Origin of the sequence: Stieleria magnilauensis (assembly GCA_007753675.1) — a bacterium.
Classification (GTDB): Bacteria; Planctomycetota; Planctomycetia; order Pirellulales; family Pirellulaceae; genus Stieleria; species Stieleria magnilauensis.
Window position 1 is genome coordinate 778,493 of sequence record CP036432.1, and the last position, 21,221, is coordinate 799,713.

Here is a 21,221-nt window from a genome sequence, read left to right on the forward strand (position 1 = left end):
TGCATGACGCTGGGGCGTTTGACATCGCGCCGGTTGAACAGGCTTTGGAGTGACTCGCTGTGCAACGTGCCGCGAGGTTCGCCCCGGCTTTTCCGCACTTTTGGTTTCAATCGGCGTTATCTCGCCATGTCGCAGCACCCCGACGCGAACGGACCAGTTAAAATCGTCCGCTCATCCCAATGGGCCGTTGAAATGATGGTCCTGTCCATTCCCCCGCCCCCATCTCCTCCAACGGTCTTTCCATGCTTCATCGCTTTCTCCGGAATCTCGGTTTGGTCGTCGCCGTCTTTGTCGGTGGAATCGCGCTCGCCGATGAGCGTCCCAACATCCTGTGGCTGACGTGTGAAGACAACAACGTCAATTGGGTCGGCTGTTACGGCAACCCACACGCCGACACTCCCAACATCGATGCCCTGGCGGCCGAGGGATTCCAGTACATGCATTGCTATGCCAATGCCCCTGTTTGTGCCCCCTCACGCAGCACCTGGATCACCGGTGTCCATGCGATTTCGATGGGGACGCATCCGATGCGCAGTCGTTATCCGATTCCGCACGACCGAATCCGGTACTACCCCGACCTGCTGAAGGACGCGGGATACTTCGTCGGCAACGAAAAGAAAACCGACTACAACATCGGCGGTCGAGACGACAAGAGTGCCTGGGACACCGACAAAGCGAATTGGGATCAGCTCAAGCAGCAGCAACCATTTTTCATGGTCATCAATAGCACCAAGTCCCATGAGTCCAAGGCATTCGGCGATGTCAACCAAACTGAACACGATCCCAAGAACGTTCGGCTGGCAAAGTACCATCCCGATATTCCAGACATTCGCAAAAACTATGCGCACTATCATGACCAGATGAAAAAGATGGACGCCGACATCGGTCTCGCACTGCAGCAATTGGAGCAAGCCGGTTTGGCCGAGAACACGATCGTGATCCACAATTCCGACCACGGCGGAGTGATCGCCCGCAGCAAACGTTTTCTGTTCAACAGCGGCACACACTGTCCGTTGATCATTCGCATCCCCGAAAAATTCAAACACCTGCGTCCCGCCGAACCGGGCACCAAAATTGACGATCTGGTCAGCTTCATCGACATGACCAAGACCTGGCTGGATGTATGCGGTGCTGAGAAACCCGATTACTTGCAAGGCAAGGTGTTCTTGGGGCCGAACAAGGAGTCACGCGACTACCACGTCAGTTTTCGGACGCGGATGGACGAACGCTGTGACAATGTCCGTGCGATCCGCGACCGCAGGTTCTTGTACATCCGCAACTACATGCCCTACGCACCGTGGGGGCAGCACCTCAATTACCTGTGGATCATGCGGGCGACTCAGGCGTGGGAGGAACATCACAAGGCCGGCAAGACCGATTCCGTGACCGGCCGGTTCTTCGGACCCAAGCCGATGGAAGAGCTTTATGACACGTCGGTGGATCCGGACAACGTCAACAACTTGATCGACGACCCCCGCTACGCCGCCGACATCAAACGATTGAGCCAGGCACTCGACCGTTGGCAACTCGATCACTTTGATGCCGGCTTGTTGCCCGAAAGCGAAGTGGTCCGGCGAAGCGAAGCGAGCGGCAAAACGATCTTTGAGATGGTGCGAACCCCGTCACTGTACGATGTGCCCGCGTTGCAACAGGCGTCCGCTCGAGCGTTGTCACAAGATCCCGAGAACATCGATCGACTGTACGAGGACCTGCGTGCGAAAGATTCCGGCGTGCGTTACTGGGGCATTGTGGGCTGTTTTCTGCTGCAAGAATCGACCCCGTTGGACATCAACGAAGTCCGTCAGGCGATTCAGGATGAATCCCATCATGTGCGTGCAATGGCGGCCTGGATTCTGTATCGGGCAGGCGATCGAGCGGCCGCGCAACAGTGCTGGAACCAGTTGTTGCAAGAAAGTTCCTACGCCTCGCTGAAGGTGTTCAACATCATCGATTGGATCGGAGACGGGATCGAGCCTTATGCCGAGTCGATGAAACAGTGCAACTTTGATCACGGGGGCTACGTCGGCCGGATGAAGGAGTACATGGGGGTTGCCGAGAAACCCGAAAAGAAGAAACGGGCCAAGTAATTTGGGCGCCGTACCGACGGCCTGCATGACCTTGATCGTGGCGGAACAAATCGGTTGTTGGGCCTCGGGTGTTCCGAAAACCGATGTGGGATTAGATTCCAGACTGTCAATTCGGATTCGGCAGGCGGGAAACCGATTTCATTTGTTTCGCAACGGACACGAGCCATTCAGATAGGGCTGTTCTTATGAGTGCCGGTTTCTACCGCAGGGTGTTGACAAGGTGGGTGATGATCGTGGCGGTCGGGATCGCCGCTCCTTTCTGCGTGTGCGGTCAGGACAGCGCAGACCGTCTCGCCAAACCGAACGTGTTGTTCATTGCCGTGGACGATTTGCGGCCTGAACTGGGGTGTTATGGTGAAACGGCGGTTCATTCGCCGCACATCGACGCGCTCGCCCAATCCGGCGTCTTGTTCGAGCGTGCGTATTGCCAGCTCGCCGTCTGCAATCCGTCGCGGGTGAGCATCATGACGGGGCTGCGTCCCGATACGACCAAGGTTTGGGACTTGGTGACGCGTTTCCGCAGCACGATCCCCGATGCGGTCACCTTGCCCCAGCATCTGATCCGACACGGTTACTATGCCGCGTCGTTCGGCAAGATTTTTCACAACCCTTGGCCGGACAATCAATCGTGGAGTCAGCCGCATCGATGGCCGGAAAAACGCACGTTGTGGTCAGCCGAAGCGAAGGCCCGGCAGGCTCAGTACAAAGAGAAGATGCGCGCCGAGGGGCGACCGGAACGGCGGATCGCTCGGATTCGGCCCCAGGCGACCGAAGTCGTCGACATCGACGACCATCTGCACATCGACGGCGCGATCGCGAAACAGGCGTTCGAGGCGATGGAACGACTTTCAAAAACCGATCAACCTTTTTTTCTTGCCGCCGGTTTCGTGCGGCCACACCTGCCGTTCGTGGTCCCACGCAAGTACTGGGATCTGTACGATCGCGAATCGATCGCCTTGGCCAAGAATGCGTTTCTGCCCAAGCAATCGCCCGGATTTGCGATGAACACGATGTACGAGCTGCGAGACTACATCGATTTCGATCAGACGCCATCGCCCGATCAAGGACCGCTCGATGAAGCACAGCAGCGGCGGCTGAAACACGGTTATTACGCCTCAGTCAGCTTCATCGACAGCTTGATCGGCGAATTGCTGGGGCGTCTGGACGCGTTGGGGTTGGCTGACAAGACCATCGTGGTGCTCTGGAGCGATCATGGATGGAAGCTGGGCGAACACAACAGTTGGTGCAAGCAGACGAATTATGAAATCGATGCCCGCGTTCCCCTGATCATTCGCAAACCCGGTGCAGCGGGCAACGGCAAGGCGACATCGGCGCTTGTTGAATTGGTCGATCTTTATCCGACGCTTTGTGAATTGACCGGGCTGCCGGTTCCGTCACAGCTCGAAGGTGAGAGTCTTGCCCCGTTGTTGGCCGATCCGAATCAGTCATGGGAACGGCCGGCGTTCAATCAGTTTCGACGTCAGGTCGATGGCGAGCCGGCGATGGGGTACGCGATGCGGACCGATCGCTACCGGTACATCGAGTGGCAGAATCGACGGACGGGCAAAGTCGTGGCGACGGAACTGTACGATCACCATCACGATCCCGGTGAGAATTCGAACGTTGCCGGGGCGGTCGAACATGAATCGTTGCTCGGCGAGCTTCACCGTCAAATGTGGGCGACGCTCCCACCGCCTCCGAAATACAGCGTGCAACCCAAACCGCGACCGGAGATCGTTGTTCGCAATGATCGCGACGAGCCGCTGACGATGCGTTCGCGGCAGAAGCGGGATGCCGATTGGATCCGAAACAACGATCCGCGAGCCGCCGTGCCGGGTTACGTGTCGCGCGCCGTCGAGGGCTGGCCGGTTCGGATCCGCGAGCAATTGTTGCAAACACAAGCCGAAGCCACCGAGCGCGCCCTCGAACTGCTTGCCGAACAATTGCGGACAGTCAAACGATTGATTCCGCAGCCCGCGGTCGAACGGCTGATCGATGTCCCGATCTGGTTTTCGCCGAAGTACGAAGGGTTTGGTCCGTCCGGAGAGTATCATCCGGGGGCCGATTGGTTAGCAAAACAAGGGCGACATCCGAAGCTGCACCGCTGTGTCGAATTCACGAACATCCCGATTTTTGAACGTGAAGTCGAGCGGATGCCGGTGCTGGTGATTCACGAACTCGCCCACGCCTATCACGATCAAGTGCTGGGATTCGACCACAGCGAAGTGCGAACGTTGTACGAAATCGCCAAAAACAACGGCAGCTACGATGCCGTGTTGCGGGGCAACGGCAAGACCGAGAAAGCGTACGCGATGTCCAACGAGCGCGAGTACTTTGCCGAGACCTCCGAAGCGTACTTTGGTCGCAATGATTTTTATCCCTTCGACCGAGCCGAGCTGGAAACGCATGATCCCAGAATGGTGAAGCTGTTGGAAAAATTGTGGCAGGATCGCAGCGAGCCGTGATGGTCATCATCCCCGATGCTAGGTAACGTCGTAAACGGCGTCGGTGTGCCCCAGCAGCACAGTTGGCTCCACGGCGCCGCTGTGGTCACGGCCGAAAAGGCCAAAGCCGACGACAAAGAGGCACAACGCCATGATTCGCGGTCTGTCACGTCGATCGAGCATGGTGATTCCTCCACGCAACGCGAAGCGGCATTATCGGAGTGAGAGAGGCGTTCAGCCCAATACCGCGAAATAAGCATCGTTTCCACAGGTGAGGGCCCGTAGGCTTGCGCCAAACGGCTGAGATTCGTTTGACATCAGCCGTTTCGCGCCAGCGCGAGCGGCCCCTTCATTGATGTTGACTTCGCGCAATTGGCGTCCAACCTGTCACCTGGGTATCGATGCGTCTGGCGTGGAATTTGCACCCGGGAAACGAAGCGAGACGCAGTGACACATGGTCACGCTCGTCCGCTGACGACGCTGAAGTGCGGGCACACCTGCGTCTTCCAAACCAACCCGCAGGATGCGACACCGCAAAGGGAGTTTTGACGTTGAGCAGCACCTTGAACAAGCGAGAGTATGGCCGTGGGAGCGATTGGCAACACGACGGTCACGACCAGTTGGTATAGCCGTGAAGGCAGCCCGAATCCGCTGGGTGTGGTTTGGTTGAAAGAAGAACGCGCGTTCAATTTCGCCCTGTATTCCAACCATGCCACCGGTGTGTCGCTACTGTTTTTCAAAGCGGATCAACTGGCCCAGCCCTGTCGACGGATCGATCTGGATTATTTGGTGAACAAGTCGGGGCGGATCTGGCATTGCCGTGTGCCGGAGTCCGATTTGGCCGGTGCGGTGTACTACGGCTATCAGGTACAAGGCCCGCATGACGGTCGCAAGTACGACCTTCACGCGTTTGACGAGCAGAAGTTGCTGATCGATCCCTACGCGACCGAAATCTATTTTCCCGAGACCTTTGATCGTCTGGCGGCGATCCGGCCGGGATCCAACGTCGGCAAAGCGCCCCTGGGCGTCCTGCCCAGCGTCAAAGAGCCGGAGGCGTATCCCTGGAAAAGCGATCGCGTTCGGTTCCATGAGCATGACCTGGTGATTTATGAATTGCACGTCCGCGGATTCACACGCAACCGCAATAGCGGAGTCGACGCATCGCGACGGGGGAGCTATTTGGGCGCGATCGACAAGATTCCGTATTTGCTCGAACTGGGAATCACGGCCGTCGAATTGATGCCGGTGTTTCAGTTTGATCCGCAAGAAGACAACTACTGGGGCTACATGCCCCTGAACTTCTTCGCCCCGCACTCCCAGTATGCCAGTCAACAACGCAACGCGGCCCGCGAGTTTCGCCAGATGGTCAGCGCGTTTCATCAAGCGGGCATCGAAGTGATCTTGGATGTCGTGTTCAATCATACGACCGAAGGCGACGAGCACGGTCCCTGCTACAGCTTCAAAGGAATCGACAATAGCAGTTACTACATCACCAGCGGCGATCCGGAACATCCCTTCGCGAATTTTTCAGGCACTGGCAATACGCTTCACACCAAGAATCGTCACTGTGTCCGGATGATCTTGGACAGTATGCGAAGCTGGGTCAATCAGTACCACGTCGATGGATTTCGATTCGACCTCGCCTCGGTCTTCAATCGCCGTGGTGACGGTTCGGTCTCGTCCAGCCAGTCGCGATTGGTCGCCGCCATTCGCGCCGACCCGGTGTTGGGGAAAGTGCGATTGATCGCCGAACCGTGGGACGCTGCCGGGCTGAATCAACTCGGCCGCGGGTTTCCGGGAAAACGCTGGTTTCAATGGAATGGTTTGTTTCGCGATGACGTTCGCCGCTTCGTCAAAGGCGACCCGGGGTTGTTGCCCAACATGATTCGCCGGTTGTACGGCAGCGATGATCTGTTTCCCGACTCGCTTCACGAAGCGTGCCATCCGTACCAGAGCGTTAACTACGTCAATTCGCACGACGGGTTCACGCTCTATGACCAAGTCTCCTACAACCAGCGACACAACTGGATCAACGGGGAACAGAACCGTGACGGGCACCGTGAGAACAACAGTTGGAATTGTGGAGTCGAAGGCGATGCCGGTGCGACCGATGAAATCATGAAGCTGAGGGTGCAGCAGGCAAAGAATTTTTGTTGCCTGTTGATGCTTTCCAACGGTACCCCAATGTTTCGCGCCGGCGACGAATTCTTACAGACCCAACACGGCAACAACAATCCATTCAACCAAGACAACCAATTCAGCTGGCTCGACTGGGACCGGCTCAAGGAGCACGCATCGTTTCATCGCTTCTTTCGACTGATGATCGCGTTTCGCAAGTCACACCCGACGATCGCGCGGAGTCGGTTTTGGCGCGACGACGTCCGCTGGTACGGAACGGGGCCGGACGTCGACTGGTCCAGTGAATCGCGACAGTTCGCCTATTATCTGCGAGGTGAATCGCAGTACGATGTCGATCTGTACGTGATGGTCAATGTCGACTGGCACCCGCATACGTTTTCGATCCAAGACTACGACGCATCCGATTGGGAAATCGCCGTCGACACCGCTGCCCAGTCGCCCGACGACATCCATGAAGCCGGGCACGGCCCGCACGTCAGGTCGTCACAATTTCGGGTCGCCGCGCGCTCCGTCGTTGTGCTCGTGTCGTGTCCACCGGCACGCCGGGACAAGGCGGAACCGGTCCCCGAAGGCCCTCCATTGAAACCTCGTTAGCAACGAGCGGAAAGCAGGGGGCGATTTTCGAATTCGAAGCGAAACTCGAAAACGTGTCGACGCTCGATGCGGAGTGAAAACTGCCGAAGTTGGTCCAACTTTTGCGATTTGTGAACGGTCGCCCCTCGCGAGCGGTCGATTTAAGCTCGCAAGCGTTAGCAGGGGGCCACGCGGCGTCTCTAGCTCATGCGTCAGGCTGAAAATATCTCACTGGATTAGGAACATCGACTCAATCGACAGTCCGCTCACATCGGTCATTGAAATCCGACCAACATCCGGTGTCGGCCGCCGGAGTATGAAGAACAGAATCCCGAATCCCGCGTCTGATCTTGCTAAGGCATCCTGCAATGATGATCAGAAGAATCGAGACGATGAAGACTTGAGATGATGGCTAATTCGGTCTTGAAGAATACAGTGTCAGATTATCTGTCATGTCTCCAGTTCGTCGACTTCAACCTTTGATGCTTCAATCTCACTCGCCAATAGATCGACCTCCGCTTCCATGTCGTTGTACAGTTCGATTTCTTGGCCCAGCGATTCGACGGCAACGGTCAGGTGATACTTGGCTTCGTCCAACGGGCTGACGCTGTGTCCTTGATGGCCGACGACGGCGATGCAGAAAGACGCGGGCAGTTGGTCGGCCGGCATCTTGCACCAGTCTTTTTGAAGTGTTCCCGCGGTGCGATTGCTGGCGGTGAGTTTGCCGGTTCCTGCGTGTTCCCCAACGACCCAATCGAATCGCTCACGGTCAGTGGACACGCTTCCGCTTGCTTCCTTGACCAACCTTGCGGCAAATTCATCGGCGGACTCGCCCGCGTAGTTGGTCCGCCAATCCAGCCAAACGGACAGATAGCCGCGGCGATCACGCCGGGTTCGCCGTGAAGCGGCCGAATAGGAAAGGCATACTTCAATCATAACTTCACCAGCGTTGCCCGGCTTGCGAAGTCGATCGGGAATGTTGACTTGGTAAACGTCGACTTGCTTCGCTTTGATATTTTGCAGTTCCGGCGTGATCATCGTGACGCGGAAGTCGGTGTTCTGCGTTGCACGATCGTGGTCTGGCAAGCCGTATCCCAAGTGACGAACTGCTTCAATTTGTTCTTGTCGCGATCCGAAGAATGCCCAGTCTGGCCAACGAGCCGACAGAGCAATCAACGCTCGATAGAGCAGCGTCGATTCTTTGGGGAAGGCCGCCTGCAATTGAGCAGCTAATCGAGTCACTTTCGGGGCGGCGAATGATGTTCCCACTTGATCACGATCGGTCGACGGCCCCGCCGTGTGCAGATTGCATCGCACGAGGTCAGGGTAGACCGACTTGGCGATCGGATTATTCGAGATATCGTTGCTGGGGTTGCGAACAAAGTCGCCACCGAATTCCACGACATCAGGCTTCACCACACCAAATATCCCTCGCCCTGTTCGAGAAAACGCCGAGGGACGCTGAGGAGCATCGGCGAAACTGTTCCAGGTGGATGATCGATACACGTCGCGTGATATTGAACCGACTGTCAGAGCTTGCAAGCTCTGGCCGGGGTTCGCAACGCGGCACGAATCCATCAGCAGATAGCTTGGATAGTCGCGTCCGGCCGCCAAATGCTGTTTGATCCCCAAACGCATTCGCCCCGTTGCATCGGGATGGATGTTGCCGACGCTTTGAATGAACAGCACATCATGCCGATCCGACAACGCATCAATCTTGGCTGCCCATGCCGACATGTGACGCAACCGGCAAACACTCGGGCTGCAAATCGACTGGTTGTAGATCCTCGTGCCACGATGCCCGTAGCGAAAGTGATCGACGATCTCGCTGAGCATGTCGTAAATGGCTCGGTCGTCGGGTAGCTCATTTTGCTTGTTCAGCACTCGGGCGTTTTGAATCCAAAACTCGGCTTGATGGGTTCCAGTGCTAGGGATGTTATCGCCAAACAGGACGACGCCGGCGATGCGTGTTCCGTGCCCCGATGGTGTCACGTAGTCGGCGACGTCAGCGGGAAAATTCCCGAAAAAGCAACGGGATTCGGATGAGTCGACGGCCGCCTTGAGGAGCCGATGGTTTTCTTGTATTCCGCTATCAACTACGCATATCGCGACCGCGTCTGATGGCGGCGGAGAAATGACAACCGGGCTGGTCGATCCAGTTGATGTCGACGACGGTGACACGGGAAGCTCTGCTACTTCCGCTTCTTCGACATCAAATAGATAGGGATAGTTGAAAACGAAGTCACGCAGCCCGATACCGGGAAGTCGAATGCGTGCGGTGAATTCATCCGGTACGTCTGTATCCGGTTCTTTGGTGCTGGGGTCGATGTAGCCGTCATAGGCTTCAACAAATCTCTCGATCTGCCCAATGCGTTCTGTTCGCACCTCGTCCCATCGGTCATACGCTTTCATTCGTTCCGAACGATGACGTGCTTGGTAGGTCTCTTCGGTTTCCTTCTTTCCCATCGGCGTCAAACGCGGTTCGTACCCGCCATTGCAGGCGATCCCGGCATTGATCCAAATCGGTTCATCGTCGTCGATCTCGCCCCATCGGTCGTACAACTCAGATGACAGGATCTGCCTAAGTCGCTCGTCACCCGAACTGGCAGACACGTCATAGATGCGTGCCGCGACACCGCCGCCACGTTCCAATCGACTGAATAAGTCGACTACTTCGTTAAATGTTGTCACGTCAACATCGTGCGAAGCGACGATGACAAATCCGTCTTCTTCCTGGCAAACGATCTCGAAATCCAACCGACGTCGGATCTCGTCCAGATCCAGGTTGTCGGGATCAAGTTGCAGCAGGATTGGCTTTCCGGCTGGCAATGCTGGTGCTGTTTCGGGGCGTTCTTCTTCGCCCTTTGCCCAGATCGCACGCATTTCGTCAACTGAGCGAGCTAACGCTACGGCATGTGTTTTGTGGTTTGCCCGGAGTTCTTTTTCACGTTCGGGCGTGTAATCACGCTGGTGATGATCGGGAGTTTGATATGAACCTCTGGTTCGCTTGACCAGCTGAATATGCGGAAAATCCGTCTCGAGCATAACTTCGAAAGTTAAAGAGAGTCGATTGCGTTGTCCGCCAACGCTTGTTCGAGGTCACTCTTTTCGATCCTTGATCGCTCATCGAGGATCGCAAGCTTTGCGGCGTCACGGGATAGCTTCACAACCTTTGCGGCAGAAGCTCCCACCATGGTTGATGCCAAGTCTACCCAATTGATCTTGGGATCGACATCCATCGAGCTGAGAGTTTGACGGAGCAGTCGCTCAATTTCGTCTTCGCTCGGCGGTGGAACTTCGAATGCTTCGTCAAACCGCCGGAAGATGGCGGCGTCCAATTTGTCAGCCACGTTCGTCGTCGCAACGAACAACCCAGGAGATTCGTATTCATCCAAGAGCAGAAGCATCGTGTTAACAATCCGCGATGCCTCGCCGATGTCGTTGGTTTGATGTCGAGAACGGGCGACGAAATCACATTCGTCCAACAGAAGCACGCACGGGTTTGCGGCACTGGCATCGAATACGTTTCTTAGGTTTGACGACGATTCCCCAAAATAGGATGACACAAGCGAATCAAACCGCACCTTCATCAGCGGCAACCCAAGGTTCCAGGCCAGCCGTTTCGCCCCGAGCGTTTTTCCGCATCCGGGCGGGCCGTACAGTAAAATCTTCTTCCGCGGCACCATTCCGTGCTTCGCCAAACGATGTCGAGCAGCATATTCCTTTTCGATTCGAGCGAACCGCGATTCGACTTCCGGGGGCAACACCATATGGTGCTCGAGTTGATCCCTCGGAATGATGGTTGCAAGCGGATCGCGGTAGCGTCTGCTACGTGGCAGTTCGGTTAGGCTTCCGATGTCTTGTGAGGTTTCATCGGGATCGTCGCTGCCTTCACGACGAACGGCCGTCTCTGATTTCAGAAGTCCGTCCAATTCCTCCGCAAGACGCGTATGTCCGACACGCTTCTCGTCACGCACGATTTGGAACGCGATGCGGTCCAGATCGTCGTTGCTTCGCGCGGCGATGGCTCGAATTAGCTTGCGAAGGGTTTGGGATTTCATGGTGAACGGCTTTCAGCTTAGCTCCATCTGCGATTGAAATGACCACGGCATCTCTTGGAGATACCGGAATTGCGCCAGCCACCGCAATGAAAGCTGGGCAAGTTGGGCAGACGTCCTGCAAGGAATGAACCGCACGCAGCCGAAAATATCGGCCGGTCGCGGAAGTTCGCCGCCACTGTCAGTTTAATCGTTGGACAACCCGGTTGGGGAGTCGGCGGGAGTGTGTCGTCGCTACGATTGCGATCCGATAAGTGTTTTCCCAGCCTTTCGCTGTCTCGCCCAATTGGGGGCGATGGCGATTTGACGAGTGCTTTGTATGTGGTAGGCGAGGACGGGGACGCTCGCGGGCAGGAGGTCGAAGTGAGATTGGGGAGTCTTTGCTGGGGTCAGACGCGAGCTTTGGGCTTTCGTTCCACGCTACTCCGGCGGCCGACTTCGGAGCAGGCTTGTTTTTCGAACACCGAAGAGAGTTTCGGGCGCTCCAAACTGGCAGTCGGTTGCATCGACCGCGGAGTTTTGGACGCGGCAGTCACCGACGCTTGGGAAACGGTGCGGAAAATGACAACTTTGTCAATTCTTACGGCTGGTTTGACGAATACCTGCGTAAATGTTCGCACCGTCGAGTGGCTTTGAGATTTGCAGAGTTTCGCTTTTGAACGTAGCAGAAGACGCCAAGACTTTCGCAGCGTGGGCGCTCTCTGGCGTTTGCTTGCTGCGCTAACGCCGTCTCTCCCAGTGGGAGAGAATCTCAATTGGTTGCCAATAGCTGCCGTTGTACAATCGATGTCCCCAGCAATGGCAGCGAGCGCGTACTCGCTCGTGGTGAGAGCATCGCGCACGACTGCGGAGTTAATCGTCTGCCAACAGCCAGTTGTAATTCCAGACCGGATTGCCGCATTCGACGCAGGTTTCCCCGTTGTCCAAGACCGAACCTTGGCAGCTGCCACAATCCAAGATGCCCGGCAGCAAGAACGCTTGCCGGTCGCGTTGTTTGGCCGCGTGCGGGGTCGAACCAAAGGCGATCGCGACGACGATCCGAACCGCCGCGGGCATCAGTTGATAGAGCACCAACGGGGATTTGCGGGCTTCCGGATAGACCTTTTCCAGGCAACTTGCGAAATGCCGCCGCCGGCCATCTTCGTCCTGTTCCACGTACTGACCAACCCGCTCGGTAATCGGGCCGTTGCAGTAGCTGCCGCCCAGTCGCAACTCGCCAAGCCAACCGCGGATCCAGTCGCCATCGGTGGCAAAGCCAGAGCCGGCGGCAAATTCGGCGGCCTCGACGATCTGCCAAATGTCGATTTCGGCTTTGGCGTTGTATTCGCTTTGATCAAGCGACAGCGGGATGCACATCGAGTCCATCCCGAAATAACGTTCCACGTCGAGATGAATCCGCTGAAACACCAGGTCGCGAACGGTGTTCATTCCGACCGAAAGACTTTCGACGATCTGAATGCCCCGCCCCGACCCCACGACCTGATCCAAGACCGCCGCGGATTGAAGATGCCTGGATGAATGATGTGCACTGGACACGATCGCGAATCTCCCCTGTGTTGACCGTACTACTGGTAGTATAGCGGTCCAGCCAATACACGGTGCGATGGCCTCAAAGAATGTCCAAGTTCGGGGATTCTTTCCGCCGAAGCATTGGGTGCCGTTGATCCACAGAAGGCTTTCGATCCCAAACGCGAAACGCGGGTCCGATCGCGAAGTGGTGGTTCGGTCGGCGGCCTAGTCGATCGGCCGAACGACCACGCGTTCAAAGCAGATGTTGACTTCGTGCGCGGGACCTCGGCCGTAGGTCTCGGCCGAGCGGTTCCAGGCGTAAAAGCCAAGACGTGGTTGGAATCGCAGCAATGTTTGTTCGCCGATTCGGATCCACGCCCGTTCGTCTTTCTTCTCCGTGGGAGCATAGACCTCGGCGGTGTACTTGCGACCCCTTTTGGTGATCTTGAAAACCAGCGTGACTTGCTTGCCACGAACATGGGAAAGCCATTGACGTGTCCCCGTCCGTTCGTCTCCCAGCACCTTATCGAATTGCAGTTGTGGGTCGTAGTTGTATCCGCCGCCCCCGAAGGCGGCATGGCCCAGGAACAACGCCGATCGATGATCCTGGAACAAGGCGATCCCGACATCACTGTTTTGGTTGGTCAGCCTGGTGGTCGCTTGAACTTCGATTTCGTAGTTTCCTTTCGGTAACTCACGATTGAGCAAGACGAGGTTTTTCAGTGGATCGGATTCGTCTCCGGGAATCCCGTATTGAGAAACAATATTCAGCCCTCGATTGAGTCCCATGTGCATTTTAGACGGATCAAGGATGACGAAGTCGTTTTCGAAGGCGGCGGTGTTGTCGAACACGGTGAAAAAAGCTGCGTCCTCGGGCTGTGTATCAGAAACAGTCCGCTTGAGCACGTTTTCGTGAACCATGAAATGATCAAACGTCGCTGTCGCCTCAGGCCTGTTCTCCCAACCGTTGGCGGCGATCAAAGCGGGATGGGCAGATTCGAAACCTGGGGCCGCTTGGAGCCCCACTTCACGCCACTCCACCTTGCCAGTTTTCGGATCGGCGATTTTCACAAACCCGGTGAAGACGAGTCCCCGCTTGACGATCTTGAGTGTCATTTGGTCCGCGTCCGAAGCGGTGCCGGTTGCGAGCGACGAAGACACACTGGCGACATGATCCCCAAGAATCTTGCACATCGTGAACTTGCGTTCGATGTTGTTTCCGTAAGGGTGGGCGGAATAGGCCAGTTCGATGACATGGTGATCGTCTGCCCTCAATTGCAACGCCGCCCCTTGGCCGAGTGAAGAGATTGCCAGATCCAAGTCGACCGAGACTTCGTAATCATTGGCGACAATCGGGGCGGTCCGTTGGACGACGTTTTTGGTCTTGTCGGTGTCATGCCAGTCGCCGAGATGGGGACTGTTGTTCTCATCGTCGCTATGCTGTGACACGATCAACAATTCGCCGTCGACCGCCGCGTAGCGTTCGAAATCCGGGCGGATGACCGTCCACTCGTCGCCCAAAGCGTCCGAATCGAATCGGTCGACGACAAGCTCTCTTCGTTCCAATTCCTCAACGACCGTCGTCCGCAGTGCCGTGTGGACCATCTCCGGTAACGCTTTCCGCAATTCCGAGGCATCCCGCGCCAACACATATTCGCCCCCGCCGGCTGACGCGATCGAACGCAGTTGCATTTCCTGTTGGCGATCCACGTCGAAACCCACCACGTGGATTTTGATATTGAATCCAGCTTCGCGGAGCATTTTGGCAACCTCAACCGGATCGCCACCACATGTTTCATTGCCATCGGTGACCACGATGACCGACTTTTGCGTTTCGCGTTGACGCGCCAACAGAACGTCTCGCCCCAGCAACAGCGAGTTTGCGATCGGCGTCGCTCCGAGCGGCTGCAGTGCCGCAATCGTCAATTGATATTCGGCTTCGACAAAGGGAGCAATCGGCAGACGTAATTCGATGTCTTGGCACGCTCCGGCCTGGCGCGACGTCGTTCGGTGTCCGAACAGCATCACACCGACGTTGTGATCCCGCAGGGAGGCGGGCAAACCCAGCAGTGCCGATTTGGCGGCATCGATTCGCGAGACTCCGTCCGGAGTCGACTCTTGCATGCTGCCGGAGGAATCGACGATCACCAGGATGTCTGCGGCCCGGGCGCTGGCAATCGGCAGCACGACGATCAGCGTCAAGGCCAGACGCAACAGTTGGTTTTTCATGACTTGGACTCGTGGGTCAAAAACGGTGCGGATCGGGTCAAAAATCCCGTGTTCGTTAGCAATACCGAATGCCGCTTCTGATCCTGCGCCGATTCTCAATAACTTTTTCTGCGGTTTTTGGGATTGAAGTGCGCAGGCCCGACTCAGGTTCTCGGTAGCAAGGGTGAGTCGACTCGATCACGTGTGTGACGATCCAATCCCCTGCCACCGAAAACGAAGGTACGACGATGCCAACGCCTAAACCTGCACCCAAGAAGAAGCCGCCAAAGCCGGTCCCCGCGACGAAAGCGACGGCTGCCAAAAAAATAAAGGCCCTGGTTCTGGACGCTAAAAAAGTGGACGAACTGCTGTCTGCGGCCGCGAGCGCCTACGCGATGAACAGCGTCCTGACCATCAGAACCGCAAAAGATGAAGGAATCCTTTGGGGAGCTCTCGATTTTTGGTGTGGTTCCAAGCCAAAGTCACAGACCCAAACTCACGTCGACGTGAACCTTTACCGGACACGACGGAAAGAGGCATTGAAGATCTACTCGCGACGTTTTTTCGAAAAAATGGAAGAAGGCTCCGATGCGGTGTTGTCCTACCTGCGCACCAAGCAACTCGAAATCTTGATCAATCGAAAAGGGATTGCGATGAAGCGAAAACTGGCCAATGCGGTCAACGATGATGTCATCCGTCAATTGAATCTGACCATCAACGCAACCTACGGCGTCCAGACCGCGACCAGTGTTCTGTTTGTCTTCGTTTCCGGAGGAGCGGGACTGACAATCTTGGGGTCGATCGGTGCCGGCATCACGTATTCGGTCGCATGCAGTGTGGCCAAAACGGTCGCCGAGGGAAAAGGTGCCAAGCTGGTTGCATTGTCGATGGTCCCTGCCATGGCATTGGCATCGGCATCTGGAGTCGCCAGTGAAAGTGCCCTGAAAACGTTTGGGAAGGACATCAGCGATGAATTCCTTCAAGCATCCAAGACCGCTCACGAGCGGGCAGCCGAGCGACTCCGCCGCATCCAACGATCTCGCCTGCGAACCGAGCGACAAGGCGCGCTCAACCGTGCCCGGGCCAATGTCGCCAATACCAAGAGCACGCTTCGCAACGTCAAAGTCGCCCGCGCCGGCGCCAAAGGCCTCGCCTCCGCAGTGGGTATACTGTTTATGTTGCCGGAGATCGAGACCGCGCTCAAATTCGATCATGCCCAGCAGCAAGAGTTGCCCCCGTCCAAACGACGACCCGATTTGATCGGCCACGCGAAGCGACTGGCGGGACGCAAATAGAAGGGGCGCAGATAGAGCGAGAACATGAGCAGCGAACCATGAGCAGCGAACCATGAGCAGCGACCGGCCGATTGATTCGACTGCGGATGCGGCATCTCGCTCGGCCGGCGAGTCGTCTGGCGATGGTGAAGCTTCGATCCCTGACCATTTTTTTACTCCAGACCCCAATAGGCGGCCCGGGCCCGATCACGATGACGGAAAGGTCCCCGAACGAATTGGTGACTACGAAGTCATCGGTACGCTCGGCAAGGGCGGGATGGGGATCGTTTATCTGGCGCGTCAAAAGGCGGCCGGACGAACCGTTGCGCTGAAGGTTATCCGACCCGAACACCTTGCCGGAATGACGGCCGAACAGCGCGAACGGGCGTTGACGCGGTTCCGTACCGAAGCCCAAGCGGCGGCACGGTTGGATCACGAGAACATGGTGACGCTGTATGACGTCGGTGAATCCGATGGTCAACAGTTTCTATCGATGCGATACGTGGAAGGAAGAAGTCTCGCGGAAATCCTGCGGTTCGGACCGATCGACAATCAACCTGCGGCCAGTTACATCCGCCAGGTGTGTCGGGCGGTGGGCGAAGCCCATCAGCAGGGCATCTTGCATCGGGATCTGAAGCCTCAGAACATTCTGATTGATGCGAAATCGGATCGTGCGCTGGTGACTGATTTCGGGCTGGCAAAACTGATCGAACAGGAGGACGGGCTGACACGTGATGGCGATGTGATGGGCACGCCACAATACATGTCGCCGGAGCAGGCCCGAGATTCTGCCAGCGTCACCGTCAGGTCCGATGTCTACGCGATCGGCGCGACGCTTTATCACATGCTCACCGCAAGGCCCGTTTTTCAGGCCGCGACGGTGTGGGAGACCCTCCGCCAAGTGATGGATCGCCAGCCGGTTGCACCGAGGCGGTTGAATCCTGCGATCGACTTGGATCTTGATACGATCTGCTTGAAGTGTCTGGAAAAGGACCCGGATCGTCGTTATCCCAGCGCCGGCGCGGTGGCGGACGAACTGGATCGCTACCTGTCCGGAGTTCCGATTCGCGCCCGCCCGATCAGCGGACTGGGCCGATTGATGCGTTGGAGCCGGCGCAATCGGTTGATCGCCGCGAGCGCGGCAACGGCGTTGGCCTGTCTCGTGCTTGCGTTTGTTGCCGTCACGGTCTCGTTGGTGCAGACCCGTTCGGCGTTCAAACGTTCGGAAGAGAGTTTCAAACAGGCGCTCGATGCTGTCAACGACTTCTTCAACACCGTCAGTGAAGAAACGCTGCTCGACCAGCCCGGGCTGAAGCCCCTGCGACATGACTTGATGCGTCAAGCTCTGGAGTACTACAAACGTTTTCTGGTGCAACGGGCTGACGACCCGACGATCGCCGACCTGATGGGCGTGACGCATTACCGTGTCGGATTAATCACCGCAGAGATTGAGTCCCACGAAGCCGCACTGGAACACTTCGATCGGGCGATCGAAATTCAGCGTCGGAGGGTGGATGAACGACCCGACACCGAAAGCAACGTGCGCGAACTTGCCAATTCCTTCAACGCCAGGGGCGACAGTCTGTTTCACCTTGGTCGCTTGGAATCATCGCTGAATTCCTTTCGCCAATCAAAAAAACTGCGCCAGCGACTCGTCCGCCTCCAGCCCGACGACATCGAATATCGACGACTGTTGGCCAATACCGACATGAATCTCGGCATTGTGTTCAAACGCAGCGGGAATCTCATTGCGGCCTTCGCAGCGTTAGGAGATGCGACTGATTTGCGTGAGCAGTTGTCCATGGAACATCCAGAGGATCCCCGCATCTTGCGTGATGTTGCCAAGGGATACTACGCACTCGGTGGCATCTATGCCCAACACGGCAAGCTCGATTTGGCTCGCTCGAACTATGATCGCGCGGTCGAATCGTTTTCACAACTCGTGCGGTTGCAACCGGCCATCGATGACCATTATTTGCTCAGCGGTAGCTATTTCGCGCGGGCCGGGCTGCAGGAATCTTCCGCGGCGATCGATGATTATCGTCGCGCGATGCTCGAGTTAGGGCCGATCGCTGCGATCAATCCGAACGTCGACAAGTACCAACTGATGCTTGTCAATTGCGGCGCCGAAATCGCCTACCGCTACGAGCAATTGTCAGCGTTGGAGGATGCGATCACGGCACTGCAGACGGCACGCGACACGGCGCTCGATTTGGCACGACGCGACGATCGTTACGCCAGTGAAGTCGCCCGTGTGTTGCTGGAACTGGCGCGACTGGAAACGCACGGGCAACCCGAAACGGCCCTGTGGACTCGCTACCAACGGCACGCCGCGGACGCGTTGGTTGAATTGCCACAGTCTGCGACGCTGACGCAGTTGAAGACGGAAATCGATGCACGAATCGATTCGCTGGCAAATTAGACCGCAACGCTGTGAAGCATTTTTTAGCGGTAGGGCGCGAGCCCTCCGGTGTTTCGGCAACGATGAGGGACCGGAGGGCTTGCGCCCAATGCCGCTAACACCTCGTCACACGCGGTGAATCAATGCTTCACAGCGTTGATTAGACCGGTTGAGCCGGATATGACGGTCGTGGCACCTGAGTTGGTTCGAGATCAAGTTGTGTGGGCACGTTTGTCAGCATTCTAAAAAGAATCGTTGCAGTCGTCCCGATAACGTTATGGAAGAGATCTAGCTCCTATGGAAGGGAATCGCCATGCACGGATTGGGGACCAAATGTGTGATCGCCGGACTGTGCGTCTGCATGTCCGTCGAAACATTATTCGCGGCGCAACCGCCCGGCCAACCGGAATCGTCCCCCGCCCGCAGCGTCGGCGGCGATCAAGGCGACTCGATTTCACCGGGCTCCCCTGCGACACCGGGGCCCCCTGCGACACCGGGGCCACAGGATCCGGCGCTGCCGCAAGCCGACGCCGATCCGGCGGCGGCGGTGCAATCGCAAACCAGCCCGCCCACACCGGCACCCACCGTCACGCCGCAAGCCGCGTCGCCGTTTGCCTCGTTCGCCCCGACGACTCAGCCCACCAGCATGTTGGATTCTCTGCTGGGGCAATCACGTGCGCTGTCGCGTGGACCGCTGAATCGGTTCGCCAGAACACCGGAGTTCTTTGGTGACAACTTTGTCGGTGGGGACTCCATCGTCGACACCGGTACGTCGATCATCCGGAACGATGTTCCCTTGGCGGCGTCCAGTCGTCGCGCGAAAATTGCGGACCACAACAAGGCTTACCCCGTCGATCGGGCGTTCGTCAATTATCATCACTTTTCCGCCGCACAGAATGTTCAGCGCGAGGGGGCACGGTTGGACGAAAATGCGGTCGATCGATTCACCGTCGGATTTGAAAAGACCTACGATCGCGGACGCGCTTCGGTGGAATTCCGGTTGCCGTTTGCCGAACGATTCACCATCGATGATCCCGACTATCGCCTGGTGGGCGGAAACGTTGGCAACCTGGCGATCATCTTCAAACGATTGATCCATCAGACGCAAACTCGAGCCGTCGCAGTCGGTATCGGATTTGACACGCCGACCGGATCCGACGTGCGTGGTCAACTGCCACTTCGAGACATCGATTTCACCGTCAGCAACAACTCGATTCACCTGTTGCCCTACATCGGAGTCGTGGGCGCGCCGGGAGACCTGTTCTATCACATGTCGTTTCAGCTGGATGTGCCGATCAACGGGAACTCCATCGAAACGGACACGGCAGGTCTGATCGAACGGGGCGAATTGGATGAAACTTCCTATTTCTATTTTGATCTTTCCGCAGGATATTGGTTCTTTCGAGACCATTGCCGACGTCAACCGACATGTAGCCTGACGGGACTGGCAGGCGTCGTCGAGTATCACTTAAACAGCACCCTGGGCGAGGGGGACTTCGTCACACTTGGAAGCGGATTTGCGTCTTTCGGTACCCCGGAAGATCTGGGGGTTTCCAACGTCACCATCGGATTGCATGCGGAATTCGATTACCATACAAAGCTGCGTGTTGGCGGTGCTTTTCCGCTTTCCGAAGAACCCGAGCGATTCTTCGACGGCGAGTTCATGTTGGCGTTGATTCGCCATTTTTGACCGCGTCGCGGTAGCGCGTGCTAAAAGGTTGGCGAGTGGTTCGATGGCCGATGATTCCTTCCGCGATCCGAACTGCTTCCCGACGACGCGCTGGTCCATTGTCCGTCGCGCCGGCGATCGGTTCGATGCCGACCAATCGGCGGCACTTCAAGAACTGCTCACGCGATACTGGTCCGCTCTGAAGACCCATCTCGTCAAGTCGCGTCAGATCCAATCGAGTGACGCAGACGATCTGGTGCAGGGCTTCATCGAGCACAAGATTCTGGAACGCAATCTGCTCTCGGTCGCGGAGCCGTCGCGCGGTCGTTTTCGCAGCCTGTTGGTGCACTCGCTCGATAATTACGCCAAGAATCAACTCGAAAAACGACGAGCCAAAAAGCGTTCGGCCGATCACGCCCTACCGATGCCCGGAAACGACCTCGGCGTCGCCTCGACACCAGACACACGCGCCGACCATGCCTTTGATGTCCAGTGGGCTCGGACAGTCCTCGCCGACGCCTCTGACCGGATGCAGCAAGAATGTCTCGGTAGCAACCGCGAAACGTTGTGGTTGGTTTTTCATGGACGAATCCTGGCACCGATCTACGAGGGTGCCGAACCCATCAGCTATTCCGCACTCGTCAATCGGTTTGCGTTTCGTTCTCCGGCACAAGCGTCCAATGCCTTGATGACCGGAAAGCGAATGTTCGCCCGCTCGTTGCGTTTGGTGATCAGCCAATACGTTCATGACGAACACGAGATCGAGCAGGAGCTGGCGGAGCTCCAGGACATCGTGTCGCAACCGTAAAGCTGCGTCTTTGCGACCTGACGGCTCGCTTCAACGCCTACGGCCTCGCAT

The 21,221-nt window shown here is 56.9% G+C and carries 12 protein-coding genes; 7 read left to right on the plus strand and 5 right to left on the minus strand.

Annotated elements, in window-relative coordinates:
* The first annotated feature begins 242 nt into the window (after nucleotides 1–242).
* Together TBK1r_RS02900 and TBK1r_RS02905 are read left to right on the plus strand one after the other, a co-directional pair.
* Nucleotides 243–2,087 (plus strand): sulfatase family protein, encoded by a 1,845-nt coding sequence (locus TBK1r_RS02900; protein WP_145207445.1) that lies wholly within the window; start codon nucleotides 243–245, stop codon nucleotides 2,085–2,087.
* Nucleotides 2,088–2,272: 185 nt separating this feature from the next.
* A complete protein-coding gene (locus tag TBK1r_RS02905; protein ID WP_419580908.1) occupies nucleotides 2,273–4,552 on the plus strand; it encodes a sulfatase-like hydrolase/transferase in 2,280 nt (759 codons plus the stop codon).
* Nucleotides 4,553–4,570: 18 nt separating this feature from the next.
* Here TBK1r_RS02905 and TBK1r_RS38185 read toward each other — a convergent pair whose 3' ends face one another.
* Nucleotides 4,571–4,714 (minus strand): hypothetical protein, encoded by a 144-nt coding sequence (locus TBK1r_RS38185; RefSeq protein WP_419580909.1) that lies wholly within the window; start codon nucleotides 4,712–4,714, stop codon nucleotides 4,571–4,573.
* A 402-nt stretch (nucleotides 4,715–5,116) separates the two neighbouring features.
* On the opposite strand from TBK1r_RS38185, the gene TBK1r_RS02910 reads away from it, so the two are divergent.
* Nucleotides 5,117–7,264: a glycogen debranching protein gene (locus TBK1r_RS02910; protein ID WP_419580910.1), complete on the plus strand. Its 2,148-nt coding sequence runs from the start codon at nucleotides 5,117–5,119 to the stop codon at nucleotides 7,262–7,264.
* Between the two features lie 429 nt (nucleotides 7,265–7,693).
* On the opposite strand, the gene TBK1r_RS02915 is transcribed toward TBK1r_RS02910, so the two are convergent.
* The 4 genes from TBK1r_RS02915 to TBK1r_RS02930 form a co-directional block, all read right to left on the minus strand.
* On the minus strand, nucleotides 7,694–10,126 hold the full coding sequence (locus TBK1r_RS02915; RefSeq protein WP_419580911.1) for a S8 family peptidase: 2,433 nt from the start codon (nucleotides 10,124–10,126) through the stop codon (nucleotides 7,694–7,696).
* A gap of 173 nt (nucleotides 10,127–10,299) precedes the next feature.
* Nucleotides 10,300–11,304 (minus strand): AAA family ATPase, encoded by a 1,005-nt coding sequence (locus tag TBK1r_RS02920; RefSeq protein WP_145207448.1) that lies wholly within the window; start codon nucleotides 11,302–11,304, stop codon nucleotides 10,300–10,302.
* An 849-nt stretch (nucleotides 11,305–12,153) separates the two neighbouring features.
* Nucleotides 12,154–12,837: a hypothetical protein gene (locus TBK1r_RS02925; RefSeq protein WP_145207449.1), complete on the minus strand. Its 684-nt coding sequence runs from the start codon at nucleotides 12,835–12,837 to the stop codon at nucleotides 12,154–12,156.
* Nucleotides 12,838–13,035: 198 nt separating this feature from the next.
* Nucleotides 13,036–15,039: a vWA domain-containing protein gene (locus tag TBK1r_RS02930; RefSeq protein WP_145207450.1), complete on the minus strand. Its 2,004-nt coding sequence runs from the start codon at nucleotides 15,037–15,039 to the stop codon at nucleotides 13,036–13,038.
* 227 nt (nucleotides 15,040–15,266) lie between these two features.
* Here TBK1r_RS02930 and TBK1r_RS02935 point away from each other — a divergent pair, with 227 nt between their 5' ends.
* The 4 genes from TBK1r_RS02935 to TBK1r_RS02950 all read left to right on the plus strand — a co-directional run bounded on the left by TBK1r_RS02935 (nucleotide 15,267) and on the right by TBK1r_RS02950 (nucleotide 21,170).
* Entirely contained in the window at nucleotides 15,267–16,313 is a 1,047-nt protein-coding gene (locus TBK1r_RS02935; RefSeq protein WP_145207451.1) for a hypothetical protein, read from the plus strand.
* A gap of 52 nt (nucleotides 16,314–16,365) precedes the next feature.
* Nucleotides 16,366–18,714, plus strand: coding sequence for a protein kinase domain-containing protein (locus TBK1r_RS02940; protein WP_145207452.1), 2,349 nt, complete (start codon nucleotides 16,366–16,368; stop codon nucleotides 18,712–18,714).
* Between the two features lie 292 nt (nucleotides 18,715–19,006).
* Nucleotides 19,007–20,383 (plus strand): hypothetical protein, encoded by a 1,377-nt coding sequence (locus tag TBK1r_RS02945; protein WP_145207453.1) that lies wholly within the window; start codon nucleotides 19,007–19,009, stop codon nucleotides 20,381–20,383.
* Between the two features lie 43 nt (nucleotides 20,384–20,426).
* The gene (locus tag TBK1r_RS02950) at nucleotides 20,427–21,170 is read left to right on the plus strand and encodes a sigma-70 RNA polymerase sigma factor region 4 domain-containing protein (protein WP_145207454.1); all 744 of its coding nucleotides are present in this window, start codon (nucleotides 20,427–20,429) and stop codon (nucleotides 21,168–21,170) included.
* Nucleotides 21,171–21,221 lie beyond the last annotated feature (51 nt).